Raw genomic sequence first — 17,648 nt, 5'->3', positions numbered from 1 at the left:
AAGATCAAAAGATCGCAGCCTTCGGCAGCTCCTACAGGACTGAATGTGAACACCTCCACCCGCAACGCCCAGCTGATCATTGCCGCCCGTCTGATCTCGGACTTTGGCGCCTTTCTCAACATGGTCGCCCTGGCCACCTACGTCTACCTGCTCAGCGACAGCGCCATGAGTGTCGGCATCTTCCTCGCCAGCCGTGTGGGCGGAGGGATTTTTGCCAGCCTCATCGGTACGACGTTTTATCACCGCTGGGCCGGGCGTCTGCCGCTGATTGCCTTCGACCTGCTGCGCGCAGTATTGCTGGGGCTGCTGCTGGTGTTGCCGGTTACCCAACAAGCGCTACTGCTACCGGTCATTGCCTTCGGTCTTGGCTTCGGCAACTCAATGTTCGCCATCGGCCTCAACAGCCAGTTGCCGCATCTGATTGAGGGCGATCAACTGCTCAAGACCAACGCCTGGATCACTTCGGCATCGTCCGCAGCAATGGTCGGCGGAAGTCTGGTGGCCGGGTTGTTGGTGGCAGCGTTTGGTTTTGAAACGGTCTTCGCGCTGAACGTGATCACCTACCTGCTGGCCGCGTTGTTCATTCTGCCGCTGCGGTTTGCCGGACCGACACGCAGCGCCGAGCCCGATCACGAACGAGGCGAATGGTCAGCCCTGCGCCAGGGTCTGCGTACTACGCCGGTGGTGGCGGCGATGCTCGCGGTCGCGATGGCCGATACCTTGGGCAGCGCCGCACACAACGTGGGTTTGCCGATCATTTCAAAACTGCTGACACCGGAATCGGCCAGCACCACGCTGGGCCTGATGCTGGCGGTGTGGGCCAGTGGAAAACTCATTGGCGCGCGGATCGCCAGCCGCCTGAAAGGCTCGGACAACGTGAACCTGGAGCGGCGGTTTTTCTTCGGTGTGCTGCTGATGTCCTGCGGTTTCATCCTGATGTTCCAGCAACAGACCCTCTACGGTTTGCTGCTGTTCTCACTGCCGGCAGGGCTGGGCGACGGCTTCTCTGAAGTCGGCCTGATGTCGCGTCTGCAACGGGAGCCGGACAGCCTGCGCCTGCCGATTTTCAGCTTTCTGACGTTGTTGCAGATGACCGGGTTCGGTGTCGGCATGCTGATCGCCGCGCCGTTCTACGCATGGTGGGCGCCCGGCGCGGTGGTGCTGTTGTTCCACGGCATTCCCCTCACTACGTTGCTGGTGGTGAAGGGTTTGGCGATCAGGGGCGAGCGGGGTCGGCGCAGCAACCCGACTCAAGATTTTTGAGGATCGGGCAGTCCGGACGGTGATCGCCGTGGCAGTGCTCAACCAGATCCTGCAGCGTGTCGCGCAACTGGCCGAGTTCGCGGATTTTCTGGTTCAGCTCGTCGATGTGCTGACGAGCCAGCGCCTTCACGTCGGCACTGGCGCGCTGACGGTCCTGCCAAAGGGTCAGCAGTTTGCCGACCTCTTCCAGTGAAAACCCCAGGTCCCGCGAACGCTTGATAAACGCCAGCGTGTGCAAGTCGTCATCGCCGTACACACGATAACCGCTGTCGGTGCGATGGGCCGCCTTGAGCAAACCGATGGTCTCGTAATAACGGATCATCTTCGCGCTCAGGCCACTTTGGCGGGCTGCTTGGCCGATGTTCATCGGTTGTCCTCCAGATCCTTGGGTTTCCAGGTTTTCAACAGTAGCGCATTGCTCACCACGCTGACGCTCGACAACGCCATGGCCGCGCCGGCCAGCACCGGGTTGAGGAAACCGAACGCGGCCAACGGAATGCCGATCAGGTTATAGACGAAGGCCCAGAACAGGTTCTGACGAATCTTTGCGTAGGTCTTGCGGCTGATCTCCAGCGCTGCCGGCACCAGTCGTGGATCGCCGCGCATCAGGGTGATCCCGGCCGCGTGCATGGCGACGTCGGTGCCGCCGCCCATGGCGATGCCGATGTCCGCGGCGGCGAGGGCCGGGGCGTCGTTGATGCCGTCGCCGACCATCGCCACCACGCCGGTTTTCTTCAGTTCGGCGACGGTGGCGGCTTTGTCGGCCGGCAGCACTTCGGCGTGGACATCCTTGATGCCGAGCGCCTCGGCGACCACTTTGGCGCTGCCGCGATTATCGCCGGTCAGCAGATGGCTGCTGATGCTGCGGGCGCTGAGTTGTTGCACCGCTTGCAGCGCGCCGGGTTTGAGGGTGTCACCGAAGGCGAACAGGCCCAGAACGGTCGGTTGCGGACGTTGCTCGATCAGCCAGGACAGGGTGCGACCTTCGGTTTCCCATGCGGTTGCCGAGTCAGCCAAAGGACCGGCGCTTAATCCGCTCTCTTCCAACAAGCGCCGATTGCCCAACGCCAATCGCCGCCCCTCGAGCGTGCCCGCGATGCCTCGGCCGGTCAGCGATCGACTGTCGCTGACATCCGCCACGGTCAACCCGCGTTCGGCACAAGCGTCCAGAACCGCCTTGGCCAGTGGGTGTTCACTGCCGCGTTGCAGGGCACCGGCCAATTTCAGCAAGGCGGTTTCATCACCGTCGATGGCACTCAAATGGGCGATGCGCGGCGCACCCGAAGTCAGCGTGCCGGTTTTGTCGAAGACCACGGCGCTGACTTCATGGGCACGCTCCAGTGCCTCGGCGTCCTTGATCAGAATGCCGTAGCGCGCCGCCACACCGGTGCCGGCCATGATCGCTGTTGGCGTTGCGAGTCCGAGAGCGCAAGGGCAAGCGATCACCAATACCGCGACGGCGTTGATCAGCGCCGTTTCCATCGGTGCACCGTACAGCCACCAACCGATCAGGGTCGCCAATGCAATCAGCAGAACCGTTGGCACAAATACCTGGCTGACTTTATCCACCAGTTTCTGGATCGGCGCTTTTGCGGCTTGCGCGTCTTCCACCAGACGGATGATTCGCGCCAACACCGTTTCCGCGCCCAAGGCCTGGGTGCGAACCAGCAACCGGCCTTCACCATTGATTGCGCCGCCGGTGACCTTGTCGCCGGGCTGTTTCGGCACGGGCAGGCTCTCGCCGCTGATCAGCGCTTCGTCGGCGTGGCTCTGGCCTTCGACCACTTCGCCGTCCACGGGAAATCGTTCACCGGGTTTGACCAGCACCAGATCATTGAGGCGCAAGGCGCTGATGGCGACGTCCTGTTCACGGCCGTCGATCACTTGAATGGCCCGCTCCGGGCGCAGCGCTTCGAGGGCGCGGATGGCGCTGGCGGTCTGGCGTTTGGCGCGGCTTTCGAGGTACTTGCCCAACAGCACCAGCGCAATCACGACGGCAGAGGCTTCGAAATACAGGTGCGGCATGCGCCCGGCGGCAGTGGCCCATTCGTAGAGGCTCAAGCCATAACCGGCGCTGGTGCCCAGGGCAACCAGCAGGTCCATGTTTCCAGCGCCGGCGCGCACTGCTTTCCATGCGGCCACATAAAAGCGGGCACCGAAGATGAATTGCACTGGCGTGGCCAGCGCGAATTGCGCCCACGCCGGGAGCATCCAGTGCACGCCGAACGGTTGCAGCAGCATCGGCAACACCAGCGGCAAGGCGAGGGTGATCGCCAGGATCAAAGCCCTGCGTTCACGGTGCAGACGCTGTTGTTGAGTGTCGGTTTGTGGGTGCTCGATTTCCCGGACACTGGCGTTGTAACCCGCCTTGGTCACTGCGCCGATCAGGGTTTGCGGATCGATTTGCCCGAGCAGTTCGAGGTGGGCACGTTCGTTGGCCAGGTTGACGCTGACGCTCTTGACCCCCGGCACTTTGCCCAGCGCCCGTTCGACCCGACCGACGCAGGACGCGCAGGTCATGCCGTCGATGCTCAATTCCAGACTCTGCTGCGGCACGCTGTAACCGGCTTGCTGCACCGCGTCCATCAACGCCGGCAGGCTGTCGCTGGGCGCCTGAACCCGAGCCTGCTCGGTGGCCAGATTGACGCTGACGGCGGAGGCGCCGATGACTTTTTTCAAGGCACGCTCGACACGCCCGGCGCAACTGGCGCAGGTCATGCCGGCAATCGGCAGATCGAAAGTGGTGGATTCGGACATCGGTCACGCTCCCTGTAGAAGATTCCTACAGGATCAACCTTGCCATGTTGGCAAGGTCAAGCGCCATGTTTCAGATCAAAAGATCGCAGCCTTCGGCAGCTCCTACAGGACCATGCGTACACATGTAGGAGCTGCCGTGTGGTGGTCGAACGTTTTTGGACCATGATGTAGGAGCGTCGATTTAAGGAAGCATCATGGGATATCGGGTTGTTACCTCTGAGGAAAAAGCGGAAGCCATTCGCTTGGTTGTGGAGATGAATTACTCCATACCTAAAGCCTGTGAGGCTACAGGTGTGGGGCCAACAGCGTTACGCCGCTGGGTTTCACGCTGGCGCCGGGAGCAGGAAGGAATTGTGCAAGCTCCTCGCCTACAGGATCAGGAGCTGATTGAGTCGCTCCAGGCGAAACTGGCGCTACTTGAAGCCGAGAACCAAGTGCTAAAAAAGCAATTGCCCTCTCATCTAAAGGTTCTGTTCGGTCGAACCAAGTGATTGATGGCATCAGAGGGGCAATGTCGATTCGGCGTATGTGTGTCTTGTTCGGCTTGGCCCGCAGCAGCTATTACGTGAAACGTAAAGCCGTGCGGCAGCGACCAGTTTTGGGAGATCTGGGGAGTAAACTTCGTGCGTTGCATAAGCAGCATCGAGAAGCATTGGGTACTCGCGGGCTATCCAAGGAGTTGAGGAAAGAGGGAGTTTTTATAGGGCGTTATCGAATGCGTACCTTGATCAAGACCTTTGACCTACAGCGGCGCAGGCCACGTTATGCGCACTATCGCCGGGCCACGAAGCCAGCTGTCGTTGCACCGAACATACTTGATCGTCGTTTCAATCCAGCCCGGTCAGACACGCTTTGGGCAGGTGATATCACCTACATCAGAGTGGGACATGGCTGGCTGTACCTGGCAGTGGTGATGGACCTGTTTTCGCGCAGGATTGTGGGATGGGCTTGCTCACGAACAGCGGATGCCGAGCTGTCTATGAAGGCACTGAAGCTTGCGGTAGCACTACGCCGTCCGATGCCTGAACTGCTATTTCACTCTGATCAGGGCTGCCAATACACCGCCGATCGCTTTGTTGAGTGCTTGGCAGAAAACCGGATCGTTCAGAGCATGAGTCGTCGAGGTAACTGCTGGGATAACGCAGTAGTCGAGCGCTACTTCAGGACGTTGAAGCACGATTGGATGCCGGAAAACGGATACCAGAATCATTTCGAAGCGGAGAAGGATGTGATGGATTTCATCTCGCACTACAACCATCGCCGTTGCCACTCAGCCTCGAACAACTTGCCGCCTGCGCTGTTTGAGCAGCAGGCGGCTTAATGCTCCTACGGAGTGGTGCAAAAAAACTGAACCACTACACCGAAGGCTGCGATCTTTTAAAGGCGACTCAATAATCGAGGGCCGTAGGCTTCAGATACATCCCTTCCTGCGTCATCGCAATCCGGAACTTCAACACATCCCCGGCCTTGAGCGTGATGGTCTGCGACCCCGGCGCCAGCATCCCCGGATTGCAGCCCGGCGCCTGACTCGGCAGCAGTTTCAGGCGCAGGGAAACATTGCCCGGCGGCAGGTTGAACGAAGTGCTTTGCTCCTGAAACAGTCGCGCCGACAGTTGATCCTGGAGGTACACGCCGATTTCGCAGTTGGTCGACACTTCCAGACGCTCGCGGGAAATGATCAGCACGCCGTAATCCTCCCCGGCAGCATTGACCGAGGGCACGGCGGCGAAAAGGCTGAGGAAGCCAAACAGGCTGAGAGCTGACCAGCGCATGGCTGAATCTCCTGAGGTCGAGTCATTAATGCACGCAGCTTGGCCGAGCGCGACGCCGATTGCCAGCCCGGCAGATCACTTCAGAACTTGACCTTGCCATGGTGGCAAGCTCGAGACTGCTCCCAATCTCACTAAAGGAGTCATTCCATGCAGGTGTTCAACGTTCAAGGCATGTCCTGCGGTCACTGTGTCAAAGCCATCACTCAAGCGCTGCAAGCGAAGGATCCCGCGGCCAGCGTGCGGGTTGATCTGGCGGCAAGGGAAGTCGGCGTCGAGAGTGCGTTGACGGTGGATCAAGTGATGGCCGCGATCAGCGAAGAAGGCTACGAAGTAAAAGTAGCCTGAGGCACACGCAAATCCCTGTGGGAGCGGGCTTGCTCGCGAATGCGGTGTTTCAGTCGAAATTTATGTCACTGACCCACCGCATTCGCGAGCAAGTCGAATCGTCGCACCGCCGCTCCCACAGGGATTTGCATTCATCCAGGTTTTTAATAGTTAGCGAGCTATCGGAATGTTCAAGGCGTCCTTGCGCAGCTAGACTGTCGGGCTGCCGACCTCAGTCCCACTGGATGCCCGATGAACTTCCGTACCATTTTGATTCTTGGCGCCCTCAGCGCTTTTGGCCCGCTGGCGATTGATTTTTATTTGCCGGCGTTCCCGGCCATGGCGCTGGCGTTCGGCACCGATGAACAACACGTTCAACTGACACTGGCGGCGTATTTTTTGGGTTTGTCCATTGGTCAGCTGATGTACGGCCCAGTGGCGGATCGGTTTGGCCGGCGCGTTCCGTTGCTGACGGGCGTCGGTCTGTTCACCGCCGCTTCTTTGGCGTGTGCCTATGCGCCGAACCTTGAATGGCTGCTCGGCGCGCGTTTTGTCCAGGCGCTGGGCGGTTGCGCGGGGATGGTGATTTCCCGGGCGATCGTCAGTGACAAATGCGATGCGGTGGGTTCGGCCAAAGTCTTTTCCCAGCTGATGCTGGTCATGGGCCTGGCGCCGATTCTCGCGCCGATGCTCGGCGGGTTGCTGGTCAACACCACGGGCTGGCAGTCGATCTTCCTGGCGCTGACCGGTTTCAGTGCATTGGCGGGGTTGGCCGTGGCGCTTGGATTGCCGGAAAGCATGCCCGCGCATGTGCCACGTCAACCGCTGTCGGGCGCGCTGCGTCAGTACGGTCGCCTGTTGTCGGACCCGGTGTACCTCGGCCACGCGCTCACCGGTGGCATCGCCATCGCCGGGATGTTTGCCTACATCGCCGGCTCGCCATTCGTTTTCATCAAGCTCTACGGCGTACCGGCCGAGCATTTCGGCTGGTTGTTCGGCACCAATGCGGCGGGTTTCATTCTGGTGGCGCAGGTCAACGCGCGGCTACTGGCGAAGCGTGGCCCCGCGTTTCTGCTGGCGCGTACCGTGTGGATTTACCTGGCGGCCGGTCTGACGCTGCTGGCCGTCAGTTCGCTGCACACCGAGCAGTTGTGGCCGCTGCTGATTCCGCTGTTCATCTGCATCGCCAGCCTCGGCTGCATCCTCCCCAACGCTTCGGCCTGTGCCATGAGCGGGCAGGGCGCCCGTGCCGGAAGTGCGTCGGCGATGCTCGGATGCCTGCAATTCAGCGTCGCCGCCGGGGCTGCGTCGCTGGTGGGTATTTTGTACGACGGCAGCGCCGTGCCGATGGCCATGGTCATCGGCCTGTGCGGAATTCTGGTGGTGAGCGTGGCGATGCTCACCCGGCGCTTGCAAAATGCCCGGGCGTTGGCGCAAGCCCAGGCATGAGAAAAGTCTCAGCCGGCAGCGCGCTGCTGCTGGGCGGGAATCTGATGAGGGGCGAGCAATCGTGCTTCAAGGGTCCGGGTGAAAGCGCGAGCTTCGGCTTCGCTACGGAACGTCACCGTGTGTTGGTCCAGGCGGACCAGCCACTGGGTTTTTGCCAATTCTTTTATCAGGATCTTCATTGCTGACCTCCTCGGTTAAAAGATTGCATCGCAGAGCTCTGGATTGTAGACCCGAATACGATCGTAATTATGACAACGGTCAACCTTCGGACTGACGGTGTCGTCCCTTGCGGACGACACTTGTATCAATGTGTTTCAGAAACCTTCCAGCACAATCTTGCCCTTGGACTTGCCGCTCTCCAGCAACGCATGCGCACGCCGCAAATTCGCCGCGTTGATGGTTCCGAAATGCTCGCCCACCGTGGTTTTCAGTGTTCCGGCGTCGATCAGTTCGGCCACGCGGTTGAGCAATTTATGTTGTTCGATCATGTCCGCCGTTTCGAATAGCGAGCGGGTGTACATGAACTCCCAGTGCAGCGACAGGCTCTTGCGTTTGAGCTTGGTCACGTCTAGCACTTTCGGATCATCGATCAGCGCGAGTTTGCCTTGTGGTGCCAAGGCCTCGATCAGTTGATCGAGGTGTTGATCGGTCTGGGTCAGGCTGGCGACGTGGGTCACCTGCGCGACGCCTGCGCGTTTCAGTTCTTCGCTCAGCGGTTGGCTGTGATCGATCACCAGGTCGGCGCCCAGCTCACGCACCCAGCTCTGGGTTTGCGCACGGGAAGCGGTGCCGATGACTTTCAACCCGGTGAGTTGCCTGGCCAGTTGCGTCAGGATTGAACCGACACCACCGGCCGCACCGACGATCAGCAGGCTCTGGCCTTCATTGGTGTTGCCTTCGCGCACTTGCAGGCGTTCGAAAAGCAATTCCCACGCGGTGATGGCGGTCAACGGCAGCGCGGCCGCTTCGGCAAAACCGAGGGTGTTCGGCATATGGCCGACGATCCGCTCGTCCACCACGTGCAGCTCGCTGTTGCCGCCGGCGCGGGCAATGGAACCGGCATAAAACACCTTGTCGCCGGTCTTGAACAACGTCACTTCGCTGCCGACGGCCTTGACCACACCTGCCACGTCCCAGCCCAGCACTTTGGCCGCGCCGTCTTCCGGCTGGACGTTCTGGCGGACCTTGGTGTCGACCGGGTTGACCGAGATGGCTTTGACTTCCACCAGCAGATCACGCGGGCCGGCGACCGGTTCCGGCAGTTCGATGTCTTGCAGGGATTTCTCGTCGCTGATCGGCAACGAGGCGTAGTAGGCAATGGCTTTCATAAGGGATTTCCGAACGGTAATAGACGAAGGAGGTCAGGCGACGGAGCGCAGACGCTTGAGTTCAAAATGCTCGAGAAAGTCGCCGGCCTTGGCGCGAAAGTTCTGGATGTGCGCGCTGGCGTCATGGGCTTGCAGCGCTTCGTCGCTGCTCCATTGTTCAATCATGTAGAAGGCCAGCGGATTGGCGAGGTCCTGATGCAGGTCGTATTGACCACAACCGGCCTCGGCGCGGGTCGGCTCCAGCAGTGCGCGCAGGTGTTGTTCGAGCGCGTCCTGTTGGCCGGCTTTGGCGATCAGGCTGGCAATGGCGGTAAAAGGCTGGGACATGGTCGACTCCGGGAGCGGGATGATTTCGATGCAACAGATGATTGGCTATTTCTCTGCAAGATAAAACCCGCTAAAAGAGCAGTCTCTTTCAATATTTTTTTGATAATCGAGGCTGAAAATGCTGCGTTTCGATGACTTGCAGTTGTTCGTCCGGGCGGCGGACCTGGGTAGCCTGTCAGCGGCGGCGCGGGGTATGGACATGTCGGCGGCGGTGGCCAGTGCGGCGTTGAAGCGCATCGAACATCAACTCGGCGCCCGGTTACTCGCCCGTTCCACACGCAGCCTGCGCCTGACCGCCGAGGGCGAAGGATTTCTCGAGTACGCCCGGGCCGCCCTGAGCAACCTCGACGAGGGCCGCCGTTTGTTGGCCAGCGGTCAGGACCAGGTCAGCGGGGTGTTGCAGTTGTCGGCACCTTCGGATTTCGGTCGCAACCTGCTGCTGCCCTGGCTGGACGAGTTCCAGCGTGAACACCCGAAACTCACGGTGCGCTTGCTGCTGGGCGACCGCATCGCCGACCTGTTCCGCCAACCGGTGGACATTGCCCTGCGCTACGGTGAGCCGGAAGACTCGAGCCTGGTGGCGCTGCCCATCGCCCCGCACAACCGCCGCGTGCTGTGTGCCGCCCCGAGCTACCTGGCCCGGCATGGCGAGCCACGGCAACTGGAGCAACTGGCGCAGCACAATTGCCTGCTGTTCATGCTGGGCAGCCGGGTTCACGACCACTGGAGTTTTCACGACGGCAAACGCGAAGTCAGTCTGACCGTCAGCGGTGATCGCTTCAGTGACGATGCCGATGTGGTGCGCTTGTGGGCCGTGGCGGGCGCCGGGATCGCCTACAAGTCCTGGCTCGATGTCGCCGCCGATGTGTTGGCCGGTCGCCTGAAAGTGCTGATGCCGGAGCTGCTCTGTGAGCGCGCACCGCTGAATTTGCTGTGCGCCCATCGCGCACAATTGAGTAAGCCGGTGAACCTTTTGCGGGAAATGCTTGCCAGCCGATGTACTGCATTAGGCAGTCAATTTCCCGGGTTGGCGGGTGTCGATCATTAGTCGCAGGCAAATAGCGAAATTTCCCTCAGGATCAATCACCACCAATGGTTTCCGGGGGGCAGGAACCGACGGTCAACGCGCTTATACTAGCGCCCGCCTCATGTACGCACCGTCGATCTCGCCATAGCGAGTCCGCGTTCGAACCGGTCAGGCTTCACGGTCAATCCCGACCTTTGCAGGGGCATCGAAGCAATGGCTTGTGTGAGTGGATGGCTTTGCCCGGGTTATGGCGGTTTCCACGCCTTGGCCGACGACACATTACTGGTCAAGATGTCTCCGAGCAGTAGACGAAACGATTCAACAGGGAGTGAATACATGGAACATGCACCTTGCATCAGCCAGATCGCCACGTTGCTGGCTGACCCAAAGCGCAGCGCAATGATGTGGGCCTTGATGGACGGCGCTGCGCGGCAGACCGAAGAGCTGGCATTGCTGGCCCGCCTGTCGCCGTCTTCGGCCAGTGCACACCTGGGGCGATTGTCCGCCGGAGGTCTGTTGAAAGTCGAAACCCGCGGCCGCAAGCGATTCTTCCGGCTGGCCGCCCCCGAAGTCGGGGCCGCGATAGAAGCGCTGGCCAGTGCGACGATCGCCAGCACACCTCGGGACATTCCCGATATTTTCAAACGCACCGCCCCCATCCCCAAACCTCAGGCCGCGCCTTCGTCCTTGTTGCGCGCCCGGCTCTGCGACGATCATTTAGGCGGCACGCTGGCCGCCGATCTTTACCAGCGCTTGCTGGATGCGGGCTGGATCGAACAGTTCGATCATAGGGTGTCGATCACGCACAAGGGTGCCACGCAACTGGCGACACGCGGGGTTTTCGTCCAGGCGCTGGCGCAGAGCACCAGCCGAGCCGCCTGTGCCTGTCCCGACTGGAGCGAAAGACGTCCGCACATGGGCGGTTCACTGGGCGCGGCGTTGCTGCAATTGTTCATGCAGTCCGGCTGGCTGAGCTTGCCGAACGATTCGCGAGCCTTGCACGTTACCGCGACGGGGCAGCGCGAAATCCACCGGTTCGCCAAGGAGACCGAGCTGGAAATGGCGTTGTAGACACATCGTAGGGAGATGGAGAGCACTGTCCAATGTGGGAGCGGGCTTGCTCGCGAAGGCGGAGTGTCAGTCGATATTTATGTTGACTGACACTCCGCCTTCGCGAGCAAGCCCGCTCCCACAGTGTTATTGCGGTGTGGCTTACGGTTTTACCAACCTGGCATCCAGGCTGTTCTGCGCCAACCGCTTGGCCTGATCCTGGGTCATGCCCAGATCGGTGTACAGCGCGTGGAAGTTCTCGGTCACATACCCGCCGAAGTACGCCGGGTCATCCGAGTTCACGGTGACTTTCACGCCACGTTCAAGCATGTCGAGAATGTTGTGCTGGGACATGTGATCGAACACGCAGAGCTTGGTGTTGGACAACGGGCACACGGTCAACGGAATCTGCTCGTCAATGATCCGCTGCATCAGGCGCTCGTCTTCGATGGCGCGCACGCCATGGTCGATGCGCTGGATTTTCAGCAGGTCGAGGGCTTCCCAGATGTACTCCGGCGGGCCTTCTTCACCGGCGTGGGCGACGGTCAGGAAGCCTTCGTGACGGGCACGATCAAACACTCGCTGGAACTTGCTCGGCGGGTGACCCATTTCCGAACTGTCCAGGCCGACGGCCACAAACGCATCGCGGAACGGCAGCGCCTGGTCGAGGGTCTTCTGCGCTTCTTCTTCGCTCAAGTGACGCAGGAAGCTCAGGATCAAACCGCTGGTGATGCCCAGTTGCTGCTCGCCGTCCTTCAACGCGGCGGCGATGCCGTTGAGCACCACTTCGAACGGGATGCCACGGTCGGTGTGGGTCTGCGGGTCGAAGAACGGTTCGGTGTGAATCACGTTCTGCGCCTTGCAGCGCAACAGGTACGCCCAGGTCAGGTCGTAGAAATCCTGGGAGGTGCGCAGCACATCGGCGCCCTGGTAATACAGGTCGAGAAACTCTTGCAGGTTGTTGAAGGCGTACGCCTTGCGCAGGGTTTCGACATCGCTCCACGGCAGGGCGATCCTGTTGCGTTCGGCCAGGGCGAACAGCAGCTCGGGCTCCAGCGAACCCTCGAGGTGCAGGTGCAGTTCTGCCTTGGGCAGGGCGTTCAGCCAATCGTACATTGTTGAAATCTCATCAGGTGCAATGACGGCATTCTACAGATGCTCGCTGCAACAATTGGTAAAACCTGACCAAGCGGTTCATCAAATCTCATCCTGTTCCCGCCGATAAGCATACGTATCGGAAAAGCGTGAAAGCAGGAACCTGGCGCAGGTGGTAGCCGGGTATTTCGCCGGGTGCAATGCATCCTGGCAACCGGGCAGGCATTCGATGCGCGTGTCGGGATGCGGCTCGGCGAAGAACGGCATCGAATATCGATCGACGCCCAGCGGGCTGATCACCCGGTGCGGCGTCGAGCGGTAACGGTCGTTGCTCCAGCGCGCCATCATGTCGCCGAGGTTAACCACGAACGTGCCTTCGATCGGCGGTGCTTCGATCCATTCGCCTTGCACGTTGCGTACTTGCAAACCACCCGCGGAGTCTTGATACAACAACGTGATGCAGCCGTAATCGGTATGCGCGCCGGCGCCTTGTTGCTCTTCGGAACTGGCGGTATGGCGCGGCGGATAGTGGATCATTCGCAACACGCTGACCGGGTCTTTGAAGCGCTTGTCGAAGAAGTCGCGCTCGATGTTCAGCGTCATCGTCATCGCGCGCAACAGGGTTTGGGCCAGAGCCTGCATGTCGATGTAATGCTGCTCCATCAACGCTTCCCAGCCGGGCATCGACGGATGACGGTTGGGACCGCGCAACGGTTTTTCCGCGAGCACTTCAGGGTGTTCGGCCGGCAGGTGCAGGCCCATGTCGAAGGTTTCTTTCAGGTCGCTGGGTTTGCTCGGGTCGAGTTGTTCGGTGGCGATGGCGCCGTAGCCGCGATGGTGTTGGGTCTGGGTGATGTCGATCTTGAGTTTTTCAGTGGTGGGCAGGGCGAAGAAACGTTGGGCTTGGTCGAGCACGGCGTCGATGCGTTCGACGGAAATCGGATGGCCCTTGATGTAGAAAAACCCCCACTCGCGGCAGGCGTGGTCGATTTGCGTAGCGACGGTTTGCCAGGCGGTTTGGTCGTCGGTGTACAGCGGGGCGATGTCGATGATGGGAAGGCTGTTCATCGTGCTTCCTGATGAAGACGCGTTGATCCTCTGTAGGAGCGAGCTTGCTCGCGATAGTGGGTCAGATACATGAGTGCTGACTGACACACCATCGCGAGCAAGCTCGCTCCTACAAGGGGTTGTGTTGGGCGCGGGCTACTTCGGAATATCGGCCTTCATGCCTTCAACGTAGTAGTTCATCGAGGCCAATTCCGCGTTGCTTGCCGTCACACCTGCCGGGATTTTCTCGACGCCGGCCTGATCCTTGATCGGCCCGGTGAACGGATGCAGCGCACCGCTCTTGATGTCTGCAATGATCTGCTCGGCCTCGGCTTTCACCGGCGCGGGCACCAGATCGCTGATCGGCAGTTCAACCGTGCCTTCCTTCAAGCCACCCCAGTAATCCTGCGACTTCCATGTGTGGTCGAGCGCACTTTGGGTCGCCTGAATGTAGTGCGGTCCCCAATCGTTGACGATTGAAGTCAGCACCGCTTTCGGCCCGAAGTGCGCCATGTCCGAAGCGTAGCCGACGGCGTACACACCGCGACGCTCGGCAGCCTGAATCGGCGCCGGGCTGTCGGTGTGCTGGAACACCACGTCCACCCCTTGGTCGATCAACGCGTTGGCGGCATCGGCTTCCTTGCCCGGATCAAACCAGGAATTGACCCACACCACTTTGATCTCGGTGCCTGGGTTGTACTTGTTCAGAGCCAGTTGAATGGCGTTGATGTCGCGGATCACTTCAGGGATCGGGAAGGATGCGACGTAGCCGACTTTCTTGGTTTTGGTCATTTTCGCCGCGAGGAAACCGCCGACGTAGCGACCTTCATAGGTGCGAGCCAGGTAAGTGCCGAGGTTCTTGTCCTGCTTGTAGCCGGTGGCGTGTTCGAAGGTCACTTTGGGAAATTGCTTCGCAACTTTCAGGGTCGGGTTCATGTAGCCGAAGGACGTGGTGAAGATCAGGTCGTACTTGTCCTTGGCCATGTTGCGGATCACCCGCTCGGCGTCAGCGCCTTCGGCGACGTTCTCCACGTAATTGGTCGTGATCTGGTCGCCGAGTTTTTCGGCCAGCGCTTTGCGTCCCTGTTCATGCTGATACGTCCAGCCGTGGTCACCGATCGGACCGATGTAGACGAAGCCGACTTTCAGCGGGTCGGTGGCACTGGCGGTCAGGCTGGCGCTCAGGCCGACGGCCACGGCGACGGCGCACAGCAGCTTCTTCAACGGACGTTTATGCATGAATTACAACTCCATTTTGTTTTGAGGTTGGAGGGGGTAATGCAAATTACTGACCAACAGGACAACAAATAAGTTGAAACCGCGGTACGGCCTTCGTCGGAACGCCGCCCGGAGCAAGCCCGCTCCCACAGGGGAATGCGATCCAATGTGGGAGCGGGCTTGCTCGCGAAGAGGCCCGTAAGACCGATAAAAGTGCATTGCATTGCCTTGCCAGGCTGCATGCCACTGGTGCGCTAAGGTGTAACGAAACGTTAGCGCCGCCCTGCAGTCAGTAGCTCATCACACTGATTGCGCTTCAGTCGGCAAAAAAGGCCCGCGATGCTCACATTTCTCAGGCAAGAAAAGTTTCTGCTGCAGGCCCTGATCGCTGCCTTCATCGCTTACCCGATGGAACACTGGATGCTGCACAGCGGCCAGCCCACAGCCCTGACCGCCGGCCTCGTGCTGATCGCCTTCATCGTCGCCGCGTCCATGCGCGTCGCCCATCACGCCGAACTGCTGGCAGAAAAAGTCGGCGATCCCTACGGCACGATGATCCTGACCCTGGCGGCGGTGCTGGTGGAAGTGGTGATCCTGGCGATCATGATGAGCAATGAAGCGTCGCCAACGCTGGTGCGCGACACGATTTACTCAGCGGTGATGCTCGTCATCAACGGCATCCTCGGCCTTGCCGCGTTGATGGGCGGGATCAAGCACGGCGAGCAGTCCTACAACGATGACTCGGCACGCAGTTACAGCGTGATGATCCTTACGGCCATGGGCGTTTCCATGGTGGTGCCGGAGTTCATTCCCGAGGCGAACTGGAAGATGTATTCCGCGTTCACCATTGGTGCGATGGTTGTGCTTTACGCCCTGTTTCTGCGCATGCAGGTCGGGCCGCACAGTTATTTTTTCAGCTACAGCTACCCGGAAAAACGCCGCAAGAAAATCCCGGAGGAAGAACCTGAGCCGGTCAACCTCGCATTGAGTATCGGCACGCTGGTATTTGGCGTGGTGGTGATCGGCGCATTGGCCGAGGTGATGTCCAAGACTCTCGACCTGGGCCTGGAAGGGACGGGCGCACCGCCGGTGATCACGGCGATTCTGGTGGCGGCGATTTCCGCGGCGCCGGAGATTCTGACCGCGTTGCGCGCGGCGCTGGCCAACCGCATGCAGTCGGTGGTCAACATCGCCATGGGCGCCTCGCTGTCGACGGTGATTCTGACGGTGCCGGTGATGGAAGCGATGGCGCTCTACACCGGCCAACCGTTTCAGATGGCGATGACGCCTGTGCAAACTGTGATGATTTTCCTCACCCTGATTGTCAGTGCGATCAACCTCAACGATGGCGAAACCAATGCCATCGAAGGCATGACGCATTTTGTGTTGTTTGCGACGTTCATCATGTTGTCGGTGTTGGGCTTTGAACACACCACAAAACCAATGTAGAAACGGAGTCAATGTGGGAGCGGCGGTGCGACGATTCGACTTGCTCGCGAATGCGGTGTATCAGTCAAAGTTGATTTCGACTGACACACCGCATTCGCGAGCAAGCCCACTCCCACATTAGATCGTGATCGACTTAGGTGCCCGCGATCAACTGCCGAGCCGCCTGACTGTGATCGGCGATCAGACCTTTGAGATCCAGCCCCTCAACCTGCCCGTCAATCACTCGCCACTTCCCGCCGACCATCACCCGATCCGCCCGGTCCGCGCCACACAACAGCAGCGCCGACACCGGATCATGGCTACCGGAGAAGCGCAGTTCATCCAGCTTGAAGAGCGCCAGATCCGCCTGTTTGCCCACCGCCAGCTCACCAATATCGGCACGCCCCAGCAAGCTCGCCGAGCCCTTGGTCGCCCAACCCAGCACCAGTTCTGGCGTGATCTTCTCCGCGCCATAACGCAGCCGCTGAATGTAAAGCGCCTGACGGGTTTCGAGCATCATGTTCGATGCATCGTTGGACGCCGAACCGTCCACACCCAGCCCCAGCAACGCACCGGCGGCGGTCAGGTCCAGTGTCGGGCAAATGCCGGAGGCCAGGCGCATGTTCGAACTCGGGCAATGGCAAATGCCGGTGCCGGCTGCGCCGAGGCGGGCGATTTCGTCCGGGTTGAAGTGGATGCCATGCGCCAGCCAGGTGCGCGGGCCGAGCCAGCCGACGCTGTCCAGGTAATCGACGGTGCGCAGGCCGAAGCGTTGCAGGCAGAAGTCTTCTTCGTCGAGGGTTTCCGCCAGGTGCGTATGCAGGCGCACATCGAGTTTGTTCGCCAGTTCGGCGCTGGCGGACATGATTTCAGGGGTGACCGAGAAGGGCGAGCACGGCGCCAGGGCGATCTGGATTTGCGCGCCATCGCCGCGCTCGTGGTATTCGGCGATCAGGCGCTGACTGTCGTCGAGAATCACTTCGCCTTCCTGCACCGTCTGCTGCGGTGGCAGGCCGCCGTCCTTTTCGCCCAAGCTCATGGAGCCGCGGGTCAGCATGGCGCGCATACCCAGTTCGCGAACGCTCTCGACTTGCACGTCGATCGCATTTTCCAGGCCTTCAGGAAACAGGTAATGGTGATCGGCCGCCGTGGTGCAGCCAGACAGCAGCAACTCCGCCAACGCGACTTTCGTGGCGAGGGCGAGTTTTTCAGGAGTGAGTCGCGCCCAGACCGGGTACAGGGTTTTCAACCACGGAAACAACGGCTGATTGACTACCGGCGCCCAGGCGCGGGTCAGGGTTTGATAGAAGTGGTGATGGGTGTTGATCAGCCCAGGCAGGATCACATGCTCACGGGCATCGAACACTTGTCCACAGGGCGCGGACGGTTGCTGGCCGGCGGCAAGCACTTCGACGATCAGACCGTCTTGCACCACGAGGCCGCCACGGGCATCGAGGCCATTGGCAGTGAAGATCGCGAGGGGATTTTTTAACCAGGTACGGGTCGCAGGCATGTTGGCCGGCTCCTCTGAAAGTGGGGTTCAGGTTAGCCAGCTCAGTGATT

18 protein-coding genes are annotated in these 17,648 nt (G+C 60.3%); 8 read left to right on the top strand and 10 right to left on the bottom strand.

What is annotated here, in order from left to right:
• Positions 1 to 45: 45 nt before the first annotated feature.
• A complete protein-coding gene (locus tag ACYZTL_RS12235) occupies positions 46 to 1,263 on the top strand; it encodes an MFS transporter (RefSeq protein WP_461952002.1) in 1,218 nt (405 codons plus the stop codon).
• Here ACYZTL_RS12235 and cueR read toward each other — a convergent pair.
• The gene (cueR, locus tag ACYZTL_RS12230; protein WP_461952001.1) at positions 1,217 to 1,630 is read right to left on the bottom strand and encodes a Cu(I)-responsive transcriptional regulator; all 414 of its coding nucleotides are present in this window, start codon (positions 1,628 to 1,630) and stop codon (positions 1,217 to 1,219) included. The genes ACYZTL_RS12235 and cueR overlap by 47 nt on opposite strands.
• Complete coding sequence (locus tag ACYZTL_RS12225; RefSeq protein ID WP_461952000.1) at positions 1,627 to 4,020, bottom strand: heavy metal translocating P-type ATPase; 2,394 nt, start codon at positions 4,018 to 4,020, stop codon at positions 1,627 to 1,629. Before ACYZTL_RS12225 ends, cueR begins: the two co-directional genes overlap by 4 nt.
• Positions 4,021 to 4,214: 194 nt before the next feature.
• Here ACYZTL_RS12225 and ACYZTL_RS12220 point away from each other — a divergent pair, with 194 nt between their 5' ends.
• Positions 4,215 to 4,511: a transposase gene (locus tag ACYZTL_RS12220; protein WP_461951414.1), complete on the top strand. Its 297-nt coding sequence runs from the start codon at positions 4,215 to 4,217 to the stop codon at positions 4,509 to 4,511.
• 35 nt (positions 4,512 to 4,546) lie between these two features.
• Positions 4,547 to 5,341: an IS3 family transposase gene (locus ACYZTL_RS12215; RefSeq protein ID WP_461950135.1), complete on the top strand. Its 795-nt coding sequence runs from the start codon at positions 4,547 to 4,549 to the stop codon at positions 5,339 to 5,341.
• A gap of 67 nt (positions 5,342 to 5,408) precedes the next feature.
• Here the strand turns inward: ACYZTL_RS12215 and ACYZTL_RS12210 are convergent, their stop codons facing one another.
• Positions 5,409 to 5,792 carry a hypothetical protein gene (locus ACYZTL_RS12210; protein ID WP_461951999.1) on the bottom strand — a complete coding sequence of 128 codons (384 nt, stop codon included), beginning with the start codon at positions 5,790 to 5,792 and terminating at the stop codon, positions 5,409 to 5,411.
• Between the two features lie 147 nt (positions 5,793 to 5,939).
• On the opposite strand from ACYZTL_RS12210, the gene ACYZTL_RS12205 reads away from it, so the two are divergent.
• Both ACYZTL_RS12205 and ACYZTL_RS12200 read left to right on the top strand, forming a co-directional pair.
• Positions 5,940 to 6,137, top strand: a complete 198-nt coding sequence (locus ACYZTL_RS12205) for a cation transporter (protein WP_461951998.1) — start codon at positions 5,940 to 5,942, stop codon at positions 6,135 to 6,137.
• 231 nt (positions 6,138 to 6,368) lie between these two features.
• Positions 6,369 to 7,565, top strand: coding sequence for a multidrug effflux MFS transporter (locus ACYZTL_RS12200; RefSeq protein WP_461951997.1), 1,197 nt, complete (start codon positions 6,369 to 6,371; stop codon positions 7,563 to 7,565).
• Between the two features lie 8 nt (positions 7,566 to 7,573).
• On the opposite strand, the gene ACYZTL_RS12195 is transcribed toward ACYZTL_RS12200, so the two are convergent.
• The 3 genes from ACYZTL_RS12195 to ACYZTL_RS12185 all read right to left on the bottom strand — a co-directional run bounded on the left by ACYZTL_RS12195 (position 7,574) and on the right by ACYZTL_RS12185 (position 9,220).
• Positions 7,574 to 7,744, bottom strand: coding sequence for a hypothetical protein (locus ACYZTL_RS12195; RefSeq protein WP_461951996.1), 171 nt, complete (start codon positions 7,742 to 7,744; stop codon positions 7,574 to 7,576).
• Between the two features lie 135 nt (positions 7,745 to 7,879).
• A complete protein-coding gene (locus ACYZTL_RS12190) occupies positions 7,880 to 8,893 on the bottom strand; it encodes a zinc-binding alcohol dehydrogenase family protein (RefSeq protein ID WP_461951995.1) in 1,014 nt (337 codons plus the stop codon).
• Positions 8,894 to 8,926: 33 nt separating this feature from the next.
• On the bottom strand, positions 8,927 to 9,220 hold the full coding sequence (locus ACYZTL_RS12185) for a putative quinol monooxygenase (protein WP_461951994.1): 294 nt from the start codon (positions 9,218 to 9,220) through the stop codon (positions 8,927 to 8,929).
• Between the two features lie 118 nt (positions 9,221 to 9,338).
• On the opposite strand from ACYZTL_RS12185, the gene ACYZTL_RS12180 reads away from it, so the two are divergent.
• On the top strand, positions 9,339 to 10,268 hold the full coding sequence (locus ACYZTL_RS12180) for a LysR family transcriptional regulator (RefSeq protein WP_461951993.1): 930 nt from the start codon (positions 9,339 to 9,341) through the stop codon (positions 10,266 to 10,268).
• Between the two features lie 315 nt (positions 10,269 to 10,583).
• Positions 10,584 to 11,318, top strand: coding sequence for an ArsR/SmtB family transcription factor (locus tag ACYZTL_RS12175; RefSeq protein ID WP_461951992.1), 735 nt, complete (start codon positions 10,584 to 10,586; stop codon positions 11,316 to 11,318).
• Between the two features lie 141 nt (positions 11,319 to 11,459).
• Here ACYZTL_RS12175 and ACYZTL_RS12170 read toward each other — a convergent pair whose 3' ends face one another.
• The 3 genes from ACYZTL_RS12170 to ACYZTL_RS12160 form a co-directional block, all read right to left on the bottom strand.
• Positions 11,460 to 12,413, bottom strand: coding sequence for an adenosine deaminase (locus tag ACYZTL_RS12170; RefSeq protein ID WP_461951991.1), 954 nt, complete (start codon positions 12,411 to 12,413; stop codon positions 11,460 to 11,462).
• Positions 12,414 to 12,494: 81 nt separating this feature from the next.
• Positions 12,495 to 13,460 (bottom strand): 2-oxoglutarate and iron-dependent oxygenase domain-containing protein, encoded by a 966-nt coding sequence (locus ACYZTL_RS12165; RefSeq protein WP_461951990.1) that lies wholly within the window; start codon positions 13,458 to 13,460, stop codon positions 12,495 to 12,497.
• A 135-nt stretch (positions 13,461 to 13,595) separates the two neighbouring features.
• Positions 13,596 to 14,678: a BMP family ABC transporter substrate-binding protein gene (locus ACYZTL_RS12160; RefSeq protein ID WP_461951989.1), complete on the bottom strand. Its 1,083-nt coding sequence runs from the start codon at positions 14,676 to 14,678 to the stop codon at positions 13,596 to 13,598.
• A gap of 318 nt (positions 14,679 to 14,996) precedes the next feature.
• Between ACYZTL_RS12160 and ACYZTL_RS12155 the strand changes: the two genes are divergently transcribed.
• Positions 14,997 to 16,106: a calcium:cation antiporter gene (locus tag ACYZTL_RS12155; RefSeq protein WP_461951988.1), complete on the top strand. Its 1,110-nt coding sequence runs from the start codon at positions 14,997 to 14,999 to the stop codon at positions 16,104 to 16,106.
• Positions 16,107 to 16,239: 133 nt separating this feature from the next.
• On the opposite strand, the gene ACYZTL_RS12150 is transcribed toward ACYZTL_RS12155, so the two are convergent.
• Positions 16,240 to 17,598 carry an 8-oxoguanine deaminase gene (locus ACYZTL_RS12150; RefSeq protein WP_461951987.1) on the bottom strand — a complete coding sequence of 453 codons (1,359 nt, stop codon included), beginning with the start codon at positions 17,596 to 17,598 and terminating at the stop codon, positions 16,240 to 16,242.
• Positions 17,599 to 17,648: the final 50 nt, after the last annotated feature.

This window comes from Pseudomonas sp. LB3P81 (assembly GCF_054897965.1).
This window is presented reverse-complemented; position numbering and strand designations above follow the sequence as displayed.